Raw genomic sequence first — 13,885 nt, forward strand, 5'->3', positions numbered from 1 at the left:
TTTTGAATCACGCTATTGAGCTATAAATGTATTTTGAATAACTAAGTTAAGCCAATTATCTGTATCTAAACCATAAATGTACAATTTATAAGAATCGTCTAACACCAAAGCGGGCGGTGTACTTGTGTGAATATTATCTGCAACTATAATATTCGATTCGTTATAATACGCAAACTGCTTGTCTTTTGTATAAGTACCTGTTATAAAAGTATCGTCATTTAACGTAAGTACTTCAAAATATTTGTCTGTATCTGTAAACGTACCATCTTGCCAAGTAAAAACAGGTTCTAATGTGTTTGGGTATGCAATATCAACAGCAGTAGACCATTGGGTTTGCTTGGTTGCGTTTTTTGTTTTTATAGGTTTAGAAATATACAATGTATCGTCTAAAAGATAAGTAACCAAACAATATACATTTGTAGTAACCTCATTTGTAAAACGTCTAAACTTACCACCAAACTGTGCTGCGCTTGTAAAGTTTCTTCTTGTATAATTGCTAAAATCTAGAGGATCTACAGTAGTATCTGCGGTTTCATAATAACGATAATCGTATGCACCAGTTAACGGATAAAAATAAATATTGGTTTGCGCCGCATTACCGTTTGCAGAACCTGCAAATGCAATTGCATCTTCTTGCGTTGTTTTATCGGAATTCTTTGCAATGTATTCTGATAGGTTTTGCGGTATAAATTGATCTTCTATAATAAGGTTAACCCAATTATCTTCGCTTACGCCCATCATGGTAAAATTATAAATCTCATCTTCTACCAAATCTTTTGGTGCAGCTTCATTTAACTTTGGCGATGCTAAAACATTGCTTTCATCATAATACTGAAAAAACTTCTCTGTGGTATATGTACCAGAAATAAACTCATTTTCTTCATCAGAAATTACTTCAAAATAAATAACATTCTCATCGATTTTGCCATCATTCCATGTAAAATTAGGTTCTACGGTAGATTTGTATCCTATTTGAACATCATTAGAATATTCTGTAGCTTTAGATTGATTGTTAATTTTTATAGGTTCAGAAATTCTTAGTTCGTTTTCTTTTACATAGGTAACCAAACACCAAGATTCTATGTCGCTAGAACGTGTAAAACGCCCCAATTTACCGCCAAAAACAGCTTCACTATCTAAACTTTCTCTTCTGTAATTTTCGAAATTATCTTTGTCTGCATCTGGCGATGTTAATTCGTAATAACGAATATCTGTTGCCCCTTCTTCTGGATAATAAAAAATATAGGTGGTATTTGTGCTAGATACTGCACTTGCAGCACAAGCAACTACTGTTTTTTCGGTAACATTTGCTTTGGTTGTAATGTATTCTTGTAAAGTTCTTGGTATGGTAATGTCTGTATCTTCTGAACAAGAAACAATTGCCAAACATAAAAAAAGAAATGCTATTTTTTTAAAGACCATATAATTTTCTAATTAATTCTTCTGCTGGTTTATTTTGCGGTGTAAATCTATTGTTTTTTTCGCCACCAACGTTAGCGTGTCTATGAAACCATTTCCATATAAAACCACCAGCAAACCATTCTTCTTGCCAAAATTGATTGTGAATTGCTTGCAACGCATTGGCTTGCGCTTGTAAATTTACCGAACCTTCTATTCTATTAGAGTCCCAAGGTTCTTTACCATTAAAGTCTACGCTTCTATACCCAAACTCTGTAAACAAAACAGGTTTCTTTACAGATTTTTGAAGTTTTATAATTGCTTGTTTGTGCGGTTGCCAACCCGCTTCATAGTCTGCCACTGTTGGCGATTTTAAATCGCTTACAGGAAAATAGGCATCTATACCGATATAATCGATTTCTTTCCAAAAAGGTACTCGCGAGTATTCATCCCAATTGGCAGCATAGGTTAATTTACCCTTGTAAACTGCTCTTATTTTTTGAATAAGTTGCTGCCAAAATGCAGGCCTATTCACAACAAATTGCTCTAACTCTGTACCAATACAAAAAATTTCTGCATTTAAAGATGCTGCTGCTTTTGCGTAGGTTAAAATAAAAGCTGTGTAAGAATCTTCTAGAACTTGCCAATTTTCTTCAGAATCCATTTTTATATTACCGGTAAATTCTCCTCGCCACACCCAAATGTGTGGTTTTACCATAATGCGCACATTTTCTTTTTGAAAACGTTTTGCGTATTGCAACAAACCATTTTCTGTTTCGCCAAACCATTGCCTTTTGGTGTTATGCGTAATAGTTGGTGTTGCCAAATTCTTTATAAAGCCAAAAGGCATCAAAGCAACATAATTGCTTTGTGCCTTTAAAACTGGTGTAATATGTTGTGTGCTAATAGTATCTCTTGACGCTACAAAGCTTACTCCGTTTATTTTTTTAGACTGACTTTTGCAAGAGAAGTTTAAAAGAATTACTACGAGCAATAGGAGTTTTTTTGTTTTCATAAATCTCCATAAAAATACTTCTTTTTGTTAAAATAGCGCTCTTAAACCAATGTTAAAACTTTGTCCTAAACCAGTATCGTTACCACGTATGAATTTACTATACAAAATCTCTAAGTTTAACAAATCTGTTAATTGGTATTTTCCACCAAAACCAAGCGCGGTATAATCTTGTGTAAAATCGCCAAAACGTTGCGCGTGTTGCACAAAACCTAGAACAGTAGATTTATCCGAAGGAAAATAACTCATAAAAATTCCGGGTGCTAATAAAAACGTCTTATTTGCAAAACTATCTTCTTCGCCAAAATTATACTCGGTATTTAACTCTGTAAACAATTGCCAGTTACCGCTTGGTAGTGTGTAATCATAAAAAAAACGATTCTGAAAAGTGTACGCCGTTTGATCTAAAAAAACACCATTTTCTGTTTCGTTTTCTATAATCGGAATGTGAAAAGCAGATTGTATCGAAAAGTTTCCTACATTTTCTAATGGCTGAAATTTAATTGCTGGCGCAAAAGAAGAAAGCCCTTTTCTTGCTGTTACATCATTACCTAAATCGAAAACTGCCGTTGCACTTCTACCGCCAATTGTATTAGAACGATACTCTAACAATACACCTACATTAATTCTATTATTTTCAGAAACACCCGTAAATACTTCTAACGTTGATGTAAAATAATTTTCTCTTGCCTTGTCTGCTTTTACTCCGTTAAACTTCCCTTTGGTTTCTGTATACAAATTGTTAAAAAACTTAATATCCCACTGCCCTTTGTTTAATAATTTTGATGGCGTATACGTTTGTACATTGCTTTTTGCAGGTGCATCATTTTCTTGCGCTTGCACTTGTAAACCTATAGCTAAAAAGGCTACAAACAAACTTTTACTTAAAACTTTTTTCATTATTGGTTGATTTTAATGTTGGTAAATTTTTTAAGTAAGTCTTTACAATTTTTAGATACTTACAAACATTTTCTAGAAAATCTATTTATAATGATTCTAAATTTAATTAAAATGAAGTTTCGGTTTTAAGTTCTTAACTTTAGCTTCGACATAAAAGCAACAATCAATCAACTATGGAACATATTGTAATAATTGGGAACGGTATTGCCGGTGTAACTGCAGCAAGACACATTAGAAAAAAATCTGACAAACAAATTACCATTGTGTCTGCAGAAACCAAATATTTCTTTTCTAGAACTGCTTTAATGTATGTGTACATGGGGCACATGAAATTTGAACATACACAACCTTATGAAAATTGGTTTTGGGATAAAAACAACATTGCCTTAAAAGAAGGTTTGGTAACAAAAGTACATACAGAAAACAGTAATATTGAATTTGCTTCTGGTGAAATTTTAGCCTACGATAAATTAATTATTGCTACAGGTTCTAAACCAAATAAGTTTGGTTGGCCTGGGCAAGATTTAGAAGGTGTTATTGGCATGTACCACAAACAAGATTTAGAAAAACTAGAACAACTTGCACCAGATAATAAAGCGTGTAATAGAGCCGTAATTGTTGGTGGCGGTTTGATAGGTATTGAATTGGCAGAAATGCTACGCAGTAGAAAAATACCAGTTACTTTTTTAGTGAGAGAAACCAGTTTCTGGAACGGTGTTTTGCCTGCTCAAGAATCTGAAATGATAAATCAGCATATTAAAGAACACCACATAGATTTGCGTTTAAACACCAACTTAAAAGAAATTAAAGCAGATAAAAACGGACGCGTAACTTCTATTATTATTGAAGAAACAGACGAAGAAATTGCTTGTAATGTTGTTGGTTTAACTGCTGGTGTTACCCCAAATATAGATTTCTTAAAAAAATCTAATATCGAACTTGGTAGAGGTGTAAAAGTAAATCGTTTTTTAGAAACCAATGTGGCTAATATTTATGCTATTGGCGATTGTGCAGAACAACACGAAGCCATCGGACAAAGAAGAAATATTGAAGCAGTTTGGTACACGGGTAGGATGATGGGAGAAACCTTAGCAGAAACTATTTGTGGCAATAGAATAGCATACAAACCAGGGCATTGGTTTAATTCTGCAAAGTTTTTAGACATTGAATATCAAACATATGGTTGGGTGTTTAGCGAAAGAAATAAGAAAGAAAACGAAGCGTATTTTCAATGGAAACATCCATCTGAAAATAAATGCATTACCATTTCTTTTGACAAGGATTCTAAACAATTCTTAGGAATTAATACGTTTGGTATTCGAATGCGCCATGAAATATTTGACAAATGGCTTACAGAAAAGCAAAACATATCACATGTTTTAGAATTCTTAGCAGACGCTAATTTTGACCCAGAATTTTACAACCTTCACGAAAAAGAAATTGTGGCAAAATTCAACAAAGAAAACAACACCAATATACAACTACAAAAGAAAAGCTGGAAAAGAATTTTTAGCAAAGCATAAGATGATGAAAGCAATAAAACAAACAGGATTACTACTTTTTCTTATAGGTTTAGCCACCTTTATAGCCTTAATTTTTACAGGTGATTTTAATTTAAATCAAACAGAACTTGATACTTTTTTAAAGGATCAAAACTATAAAAATGAAGTAATTGCCAAAGAACTGCAACAAGCAGTAGTAACCAAAGACAACTTGTCTATTTTTGAGTTCTCTAGCCGTACTAGAAAAGCATATGCAAATGCTAATAAACATTACGATGATTTAATTGCAAAATACGATGCAGCTAAAAATTGGGAGAAAAAAGGAGCTCAGTTTCAATATAAAATCTCTGGTAAACCACACAGTCTTAGCTATACACTTGCCAAAAAGGCTGGTAAAGGTTTTGCGGCACAACAAACGGGTTGGGCATGGTTTTTAACCTTTGGATTGGGTATTATAGGTGCACTTATGTTTATTGTACCAGATGTAATTTTGTTAGGAAAACCTGGTATTAAAAATGATGGTATCTTTTTAAGTGCTGCTACCAATCGCGGTTGGATTGGTTGGTTTGCTTTTGTGTTTCTAGTTAGTTTTTACATACTGCTATACTTCTATCCAGATTACATTGTAAATTGGGTGTATTTGGTAGATCCTATTAGTAAATTTATAAGCGGTAACCCTGCAAGCCAATGGTTTTTATACGGATTTTTATATTGTGTTGTAATGACAGTAATGGCTGTTAGAATGTACATTAAATATCGCCATAATAAATACCAAATATTAAGAACTACATCTGTTTTATTCTTTCAAATAGTATTTGCTTTTTTGATTCCAGAAATTTTAGTGCGATTCGAAAAACCATGGTACGACTTTAAAAATGCGTTTCCTTTAGATTATGATTTCTTTTTTAAATGGAATTTAGAGGAATTATTAGCCAGCGGTGGTTTAGGTTTATTCATTTTAGTTTGGGGTGTTGTACTTACCATTGTAGTTGTGCCGGTTATGGTATATTTCTTCGGAAAAAGATGGTATTGTTCTTGGGTTTGTGGTTGTGGTGGATTGGCAGAAACGCTAGGAGATCCTTACAGACAATTGTCTAGTAAAACCTTACTTTCTTGGCGAGTAGAACGCATTGTAATTCATTCTGTATTAATATTTGTTTTAGTGATGACTGGTTTTGCTTTGTACACTTTCTTTACAAACGAAGGACAAGTATTAGGCATTCAAACACAAACAATTCAAGATATTTATGGCTTTTTAATCGGTTCTATTTTTGCGGGAGTTATTGGTACTGGTTTTTACCCAATTTTTGGTAATAGAGTTTGGTGTAGATTTGGTTGCCCATTAGCAGCTTATTTAGGTTTTGTGCAACGTTTTAAATCGAGATTTAGAATTACAACTAACGGTGGTCAATGTATTTCTTGCGGAAATTGTTCTACGTATTGCGAGCAAGGTATCGATGTTAGAGCTTATGCCCAAAAAGGAGAAAACATTGTACGTTCTAGTTGTGTAGGTTGCGGTGTTTGTTCTGCAGTTTGCCCAAGAGGTGTTTTAAAATTAGAAAACGGTCCGGAAGAAGGAAGAATAAATCCTACTGATGTTTTATTAGGAAACGATGTTGATTTAATGGATTTAGTAAACAAGAAATAATTACCAACATATCAAGTTTAATATAAAAAAGGACGCTATTAGGCGTCCTTTTTTTGTGGTTGTTTAAAGCTTAAATTGAAGGATGATAGAATCTTTATGTTGATTAGTATATCGTTTTAACTCTTCAGCTTAAATAGTTGCATCAACTATAAACCTTTTAAAATAACATAAGCCACAGATAAAATTTGTGGCTTATAAATTCAAATCAAAAAACTAAAAAAGTTTTTATAGGTTTGGTAACAATACTCTATCGATTACGTGTACGATACCATTTGTTGTTTGTACATCAGGAATTCCCATATTTGCAACTTCCCCTCCGTTTCCAGCACCTGTAACAGTAAGTGTTCCGTTTGTAAAAGCACCTAATGTTAAATCGTCTCCACCTAAAGGAGTTACAGTACCTGCACTTAATTCTGAAGTAAATTTACCATCGTTGGCAATAACATGATTTAAAAGTACTTGTTGTACTGTTTCTTTTGGTAATTGACGGATATCTGCTGGCGAAGTAAATGTCAATCCTAAGGCAGCACCTAAATCAATAAATGCTTGATCTGTTGGAGCAAAAACTGTAAAAGAAGGACTCCCTTCTGATGCTGTTAAAGCCTCTGCCAATTCTGCATATACTACAGCCTCTACTAAATATGTCAATTCTGGTGAAGTAAATACGTTTGCACTTTGTAAAGCTATTGCAGTTTGTACAATATCTGCACCACTAGCAATCATTACTTTATCAATTACATGCACAGTACCATTGCTTGCAGTAACATCTGTAGCTAAAATTTTAGAACCGTTAATGTAAGTATCCTCTCCTCTTTCGATAAATCTTCTATCTAAAGAAAGTGCAGATGTAGAAGTACCGCCATCATTAATTGTATTTCCTGCTAAGTTTCCGTTAGAAACGTGGTACAATAAAGTGTTTGTTAAAAATGATTTTTGAAGAACGCCAAGTGTATTTTCATTCAATCCTAAACGCGCAAATGCATCATTAGTTGGTGCAAAAACAGTGTATGCTCCGCTTGCATCATTTGGGTTAGAGTTACTTAAAACTCCTGCAACACCACCTGCAACTGCTGCCGCTTCTAAAGTGCTAAAGTCCGCATTAGACACCGCTATATTTGCGATTGATGGTAATTCATCTTCGAAACTAGATTCGGTTTGACAAGAAGACACTAAGCTTACTGTTAAAATTGTAATAAATATATATTTTAGTTTGTATAAATTTTTCATGATTGTATGTTTTATTAAGTTTTTAATTAAAATGAGTAGACAACGCCACCGTAAGATCCTGTAGCTTTTCCTAAATTTCTACCAGAGATATACGTGTTTGTACCCGCAGTGATACCAATTGAATCTGTAAAAGGATAAAATGCGTTGATACCAATTCTTGTATAATTTACACGTGTTGCAGGAAAAAACCCTGTAAACCCTTCGCCTAAAATATCTACACCACTGTCATCTGATAATTGGTTTGCTATAAAAGCATCTACGTAAAATTTAGAAGCCGCATACCCTAATTTAAACTCACTTAATAAAGCATTTGGCACATCGTTACCTCTAACACTGTATCCTAACTGCCCTGTTGCAAAAAAACCAGAGTTCATTTTATACGTAGCAATACCAAAAGCATTGTAGGTTGTTGCTTCGTTACCTATTGCAATAATAGATTGTAAACCTTCGTTTGCACTGTAATTACCAATTGGTGTTTCTATACCAGCTGCACCAATAAAATCTAAACTACTGTTTTCAAAATTTAAAGTGTGTAATCTGTATTTAGCATACACTTTTAAATCTTGTACTCCTTTTCTTACATTTTCAAAACCGTTGTTTTCTAAAACTGCATCAGATGCATTTCCTTCGGATTTAATGTAAGGCACATTTAATACAATATTAAAATTGTCTGAAACCCCAATTTCTCCGAATAAAGAAATACTACTAATACTTACATCGTTAAAAACAGGTACGCCATCAATTTCATTGGGTACTAAAAATACTTTGCTGTAATTTTCTTTAGAATAAGAAACGACTACAGAACCTTCACCAGATTTTTTCATAAAACCATTTACCGGACTCTGAGCTATTGTAAAGCTCGATACTAAAAGGCATAAACCTAAAAGTGTTTTCATTTTTTTTGTCATAATGTTTGTTTTTTAATTGTTAGTGACACCATACCTACGAGAAAAAAAGAAGTGCGGTTTTATTTTTTTTTAAAAAAAACCAAAAAAAAAATTTTACGTATATAAAGTAACCCCTGAAAGTTTACACTTTTTATAACGACAACTTAAACACATAACCAATAGTATGCTTTTTAAATACCTAACAATTTTATTTTTTCTAACGGGCTTTAATCAAAAAGAATTTATTAAGAATTACGATAATCAAGGAAATTTAACATCCGAAGGATGGATGATAAACAATAAGAAAACAGATTATTGGACTTTTTACTACACAAACGGAACCATAGAAAAAAAAGGTCATTTTAATAGTGGTAAAAAAACGGGTTATTGGTATTTTTACGCCGAAAATAATAACCTTCTTAAAGAAGGTGGTTATAAAAACAATAAAGCAAGTAACTGGTGGATTTTTTATTCTAAAAACAAAAAAATAAAAATTCAGTATAAGAATGGCCTAAAAGATGGTTATTCGCTAATATACTACAACAACCGTTTAAAAAAATCTGAACGCTACAAGTCTAATAAAAAAATTGGAGAATGGACTTCTTACTATAGTTTTAAGAAAGACAATCCGAACGCAAAATTTTAATGAATTTAAATATTAAAGTAATCATTCCTGCTTATAACGAGCAAGATTCTATAGGAAACGTTATAAGAGACATTCCCAAAATAGTAGACGAAATTATTGTAGTTAGCAATAACTCAACCGACAAAACTGAAGAAAACGCCGCCAAAGCTGGTGCAACTGTTTTAACAGAAAACAAAAAAGGGTATGGTTATGCCTGTTTAAAAGGAATGGATTACATTTCTAAACAAGAAATAAAGCCAGAAATTGTTGTTTTTTTAGATGGAGATTACTCTGATTATCCAGAACAACTTACAGAATTAGTTGCACCAATAGTGCAACAAGATTTAGATTTTGTAATTGGCGCAAGAGTAAAAGAGTTAAGAGAAACAGGTGCAATGACGCCGCAACAAATATTTGGTAATTGGCTAGCTACAAGCCTAATGAAACTATTTTTTAATGCTAATTTTACAGATTTAGGACCATTTAGGGCTATTAAATACAATAAGTTACTGGCATTGCAAATGGAAGATAAAACCTACGGATGGACAGTAGAAATGCAGTTAAAAGCATTAAAACAAAAACTAACGTATGTAGAAATACCTATGAAATATAGAAACAGAATAGGTGTCTCTAAAGTTTCAGGAACCGTAAAAGGTAGTATATTTGCGGGCATAAAAATTTTAGGTTGGATCTTCAAATACAGTTTTAAATAATGGTTTTAGAATACATCGTAATTATCATTTATTCTATATCTCTTTTGCTTATTTTAATGTACGCAATAGCTCAATTAAATTTACTTTTTAATTACTTAAAAGCAAGAAAGAAAGAAGACACATCAGAAAAACTAGATTTTTCTAACCCAAAAGAAATTCCGTTTGTTACCATACAATTGCCTGTTTACAATGAGTTGTATGTAATGAAACGCTTGCTAAAGAATATTGCTAAAATTGAATACCCTATAGACAAATTAGAAATTCAGGTTTTAGATGACTCTACAGATGAATCTGTAGAAACTACAGCAAAACATATCAAAGAAATTCAAGATAAAGGAATAGATATACAACACATTCGAAGAACCAACAGACAAGGTTTTAAAGCTGGTGCTTTAAAAGAAGGTCTAAAAATTGCCAAAGGAGAATTCATAGCCATTTTTGATGCGGATTTTTTACCTCAAAAAGATTGGTTATTACAAACTGTACCTTATTTTAAAAATGAAAACATTGGTGTTGTGCAAACTCGTTGGGGACACATCAATAGAAATTACTCTACACTTACAAAAATACAAGCTTTTGCCTTAGATGCGCATTTTACTTTAGAACAAGTTGGTAGAAATAGCAAAGGCCATTTTATCAATTTTAATGGTACTGCTGGTGTTTGGCGTAAAGAATGTATTTATGATGCTGGTAATTGGGAAGGCGATACGTTAACCGAAGATTTAGATTTAAGTTACCGTGCACAATTGAAAAACTGGGAGTTTAAATATTTAGAACATGTAGAAACACCAGCAGAATTGCCAGTAATTATTAGTGCAGCTAGATCACAACAATTTAGATGGAACAAAGGTGGTGCAGAGAATTTTCAAAAAATGATGAAACGTGTTATAAAAAGTGACAATGTTTCTCTTAAAACTAAAGTTCACAGTTTATTGCACTTACTAAACAGCTCTATGTTTACCTGTATTTTTTTAGTTGCTGTTTTAAGTATACCTATGTTATACATTAAAAACGAATACGAGCATCTTAAAATTTACTTTTATGTAATGAGCTTCTTTGTAGTAAGTTCGCTTATCTTTTTTATCTGTTATTGGCATATGTACAAGAATATTTATGGCGGCGGATTTAAAAATTTCATAAAATATATTGGTGCTTTCTTTACCTTTTTCTCTATTGCAATGGGGTTTTCTTTACACAATACTATTGCGGTTTTAGAAGGGCATTTAGGTAAGAAAAGTGAGTTTGTGAGAACTCCTAAATTTAATATTAAAACAATTAAAGACGGTTGGAAAAACAATAAATACATCAAAAAGAAACCTTCTATTCATGTTGTTTTAGAAGGCATTTTAGCTATTTATTTTGTTTTTGGAATGTACAGTGCATTTGTAGTAGGAAATCAAGGTGGTGATTTCGGGTTGTTTCCTTTTCACTTTATGCTTTTTGTAGGTTTTAGCTACGTGTTTTTTAAATCTGTTTTTTCTAAAGCATAATGGCTTTTTTAAAAAAATACACCACAGCATTTGCTGTTTGTTTAAGTATAATTGCTTATTTTCTTTTTGCATATTTTATTGAAAGAACTGCTTTTTATACCGTGTGTTTTTTATGGTTTTCTTTGTTTACCGGTTTTTATATACTGATAAAAAACAAACAAACTTCTTTTGAAACATTAGCTGCAATTGCCATTGTATTTCGCTTGGTTTTTCTATTCTCGATTCCGAATCTATCACAAGATTTTTATCGATTTATTTGGGATGGAAGAATGCTACTAAACGGCTTTAATCCGTATTTATCTTTACCAGAAACTTTTATCCAACAAAACATACAGCCCATTGCAGATGCCAAAGAATTGTATACTGGTATGGGTTCTTTAAACGGAAGTCATTTCACCAATTACCCACCATTAAATCAGTTATGTTTTTTAATTGCTGCACTATTTGCTAGTAAGAGCATCTTCGGATCTGTAATTGTTTTAAGAACGCTAATTATTTTAGCAGATTTAGGAATTCTATACTTCGGAAAAAAACTTCTGCAAAATCTAAACTTACCAATTAAAAACATTTTTTGGTATGTCTTAAATCCGTTTATAATTATAGAAATGACTGGTAATCTACATTTCGAATCGGTAATGCTCTTTTTCTTAGTTTGGGCCTTGTATAAATTGCAGCAACAAAAATGGATTTTTGCAGCCATATTAATTGCATGTTCGGTTTCGGTAAAATTAATTCCGTTGTTATTTTTACCATTATTTTTTCAATGGTTTGTACATAGTAAAGTTAATTTTAAAGCAAAAGAAAACTGGTTGGGTTTTAAAATCAATTTTAAAGGGCTCTTAAAATTCATAGCATTTAATAGTATCATTTTACTTGTAACGGCTTTGTTATTCTTACCATTTTTCTCATCAGAATTAATTGATAACTATTCTAATTCGGTTGGTTTGTGGTTTCGTAACTTTGAATTTAATGCGAGTTTTTACTATATCTTTCGAGAAATCGGCTACCTTTTTAGAGGTTACAACGAAATTGCTATCATTGGTAAAATAACACCTGTTTTAACAATTCTTTTTTTACTGTATGTAACTTTTTTCAGAAAAAATAAAGGCAGCATTCAGTTAATTACTGCGATGCTATTTGGTTTGTGTTTTTATTATTTTACCGCAACAACTGTGCATCCTTGGTACGTTTCTACTCCGTTAATTTTAAGTGTATTTACAAAATACAAGTTTCCGGTAGTTTGGTCTTTACTAATAATTTTAACGTATCAAGCCTATGCAAATACACCTTGGCAAGAAAACTTATCTATTGTTTTCTTAGAGTATTTTGTGCTTTATTCTTTTATAAGTTACGAACTTTGGCAAGACTATAAAATGAAGAAATTGTAAAATTACAACGAACTTCTTCTTATCTACTGAGTTTTTTGTATTTTGGTCACTAATTTTTTATCATATATGAAAAGACTTACAATAAAAGACATAGCTAAACAATTTGGTGTATCTATTTCAACGGTTTCTAAAGCGCTGAACGACAGTTATGAAATTAGCGTAAGTACTAAAGAAAAAATTCAGAAATACGCAAAAGAAAACAACTACAAACCTAACTTTAATGCGTTAAGTCTTAAAAACAGGTCTACAAAAACAATTGGTATAATTATACCAAATATGTTAAACTACTTTTTTGCACAAGTATTTAATGGTATCGAAAAAGTTGCCAACGAAAAAGGCTATAAAATTATTTCTTGTATTTCTAACGAATCTTATGACAAGGAAGTAGAAACTATGGAAATGCTTTCTAACGGAAGTATCGATGGATTTATACTTTCTTTGGCAGAAGAAACCGTGTTAAAAAACGACTTTAAACATTGCGAAGATATTTTAGACAACGGCACACCCATTGTAATGTTTGATAGAGTTGCAGAAATTATTAATTGTGATAAAGTTATTACAGACGATTTTAAAGGTGCTTCTAAAACTGTAAAATACTTAGCGAAAGCTGGTAGTAAAAACATTGCATTTATCTCTACAATTAGCAATTTAGAAATTGGTAAAAAAAGACATCAAGGTTACTTAAAAGGTTTAGAAAAAGCTGGTTTGCCGGTGAATAATAAACTAATTATAAATATTATTGAAGAAGATTATAAAAAATACGAAAGTATTTTAGCTCCTATTTTTGATGCAAATGAAATAGATGCAGTGATTGCTACAGACGAATCTTCTGCAATTGCGGCAATGAAAATTGCACAGAAAAAAGGTTTAAAAGTACCCGAAAATTTTGCTGTTGTTAGTTTTTCTAACGGAATTTTAGCGAGACATTCTCAACCAAAAATGACTACTGTGAGTCAGCACGGAGAAAAAATGGGTGCAACTGCAGCAAAACTATTAATTGAAAGATTAGAAAACAAAGCGGCTCCTAAAGACCAACCTAAAACGGTAATTATTAAAACAGATTTAGTAGAACGAAACTCTACTAAAAAATCTTAA

Annotated in this window: 12 protein-coding genes; 7 read left to right on the forward strand and 5 right to left on the reverse strand. The window is 32.1% G+C overall.

Going from position 1 to position 13,885, the window contains the following annotated elements; genetic code table 11:
- Nucleotides 1-12 precede the first annotated feature (12 nt).
- The 3 genes from B5464_RS03150 to B5464_RS03160 are packed head-to-tail and all read right to left on the reverse strand — an operon-like array spanning nucleotide 13 to nucleotide 3,310.
- Entirely contained in the window at nucleotides 13-1,422 is a 1,410-nt protein-coding gene (locus B5464_RS03150) for a hypothetical protein (protein ID WP_079737153.1), read from the reverse strand.
- Nucleotides 1,412-2,413, reverse strand: a complete 1,002-nt coding sequence (locus B5464_RS03155; RefSeq protein WP_154066921.1) for a glycoside hydrolase TIM-barrel-like domain-containing protein — start codon at nucleotides 2,411-2,413, stop codon at nucleotides 1,412-1,414. The genes B5464_RS03150 and B5464_RS03155 overlap by 11 nt, the downstream gene beginning before the upstream one ends.
- A 27-nt stretch (nucleotides 2,414-2,440) precedes the next feature.
- Nucleotides 2,441-3,310 carry a transporter gene (locus B5464_RS03160; RefSeq protein ID WP_079737154.1) on the reverse strand — a complete coding sequence of 290 codons (870 nt, stop codon included), beginning with the start codon at nucleotides 3,308-3,310 and terminating at the stop codon, nucleotides 2,441-2,443.
- A 173-nt stretch (nucleotides 3,311-3,483) separates the two neighbouring features.
- Between B5464_RS03160 and B5464_RS03165 the strand changes: the two genes are divergently transcribed.
- Nucleotides 3,484-4,833 (forward strand): NAD(P)/FAD-dependent oxidoreductase, encoded by a 1,350-nt coding sequence (locus tag B5464_RS03165; RefSeq protein ID WP_079737155.1) that lies wholly within the window; start codon nucleotides 3,484-3,486, stop codon nucleotides 4,831-4,833.
- 4 nt (nucleotides 4,834-4,837) lie between these two features.
- Nucleotides 4,838-6,460 (forward strand): 4Fe-4S dicluster domain-containing protein, encoded by a 1,623-nt coding sequence (locus tag B5464_RS03170; protein WP_079738963.1) that lies wholly within the window; start codon nucleotides 4,838-4,840, stop codon nucleotides 6,458-6,460.
- Nucleotides 6,461-6,685: 225 nt separating this feature from the next.
- On the opposite strand, the gene B5464_RS03175 is transcribed toward B5464_RS03170, so the two are convergent.
- Entirely contained in the window at nucleotides 6,686-7,687 is a 1,002-nt protein-coding gene (locus B5464_RS03175) for a fasciclin domain-containing protein (protein WP_079737156.1), read from the reverse strand.
- Between the two features lie 26 nt (nucleotides 7,688-7,713).
- Complete coding sequence (locus B5464_RS03180) at nucleotides 7,714-8,583, reverse strand: hypothetical protein (protein WP_231963638.1); 870 nt, start codon at nucleotides 8,581-8,583, stop codon at nucleotides 7,714-7,716.
- A gap of 175 nt (nucleotides 8,584-8,758) precedes the next feature.
- On the opposite strand from B5464_RS03180, the gene B5464_RS03185 reads away from it, so the two are divergent.
- The 5 genes from B5464_RS03185 to B5464_RS03205 all read left to right on the forward strand — a co-directional run bounded on the left by B5464_RS03185 (nucleotide 8,759) and on the right by B5464_RS03205 (nucleotide 13,885).
- Nucleotides 8,759-9,220, forward strand: coding sequence for a toxin-antitoxin system YwqK family antitoxin (locus B5464_RS03185; protein WP_231963639.1), 462 nt, complete (start codon nucleotides 8,759-8,761; stop codon nucleotides 9,218-9,220).
- Complete coding sequence (locus tag B5464_RS03190; RefSeq protein WP_079737158.1) at nucleotides 9,220-9,912, forward strand: glycosyltransferase family 2 protein; 693 nt, start codon at nucleotides 9,220-9,222, stop codon at nucleotides 9,910-9,912. Before B5464_RS03185 ends, B5464_RS03190 begins: the two co-directional genes overlap by 1 nt.
- Complete coding sequence (locus tag B5464_RS03195) at nucleotides 9,912-11,402, forward strand: cellulose synthase family protein (RefSeq protein ID WP_079737159.1); 1,491 nt, start codon at nucleotides 9,912-9,914, stop codon at nucleotides 11,400-11,402. Before B5464_RS03190 ends, B5464_RS03195 begins: the two co-directional genes overlap by 1 nt.
- Nucleotides 11,402-12,790 (forward strand): mannosyltransferase, encoded by a 1,389-nt coding sequence (locus tag B5464_RS03200; protein WP_079737160.1) that lies wholly within the window; start codon nucleotides 11,402-11,404, stop codon nucleotides 12,788-12,790. The genes B5464_RS03195 and B5464_RS03200 overlap by 1 nt, the downstream gene beginning before the upstream one ends.
- 66 nt (nucleotides 12,791-12,856) lie before the next feature.
- Nucleotides 12,857-13,885 carry a LacI family DNA-binding transcriptional regulator gene (locus B5464_RS03205; RefSeq protein ID WP_079737161.1) on the forward strand — a complete coding sequence of 343 codons (1,029 nt, stop codon included), beginning with the start codon at nucleotides 12,857-12,859 and terminating at the stop codon, nucleotides 13,883-13,885.

Source organism: Polaribacter sp. KT 15 (assembly GCF_900143115.1).
In the GTDB taxonomy this organism is placed as follows: Bacteria; Bacteroidota; Bacteroidia; order Flavobacteriales; family Flavobacteriaceae; genus Polaribacter; species Polaribacter marinaquae.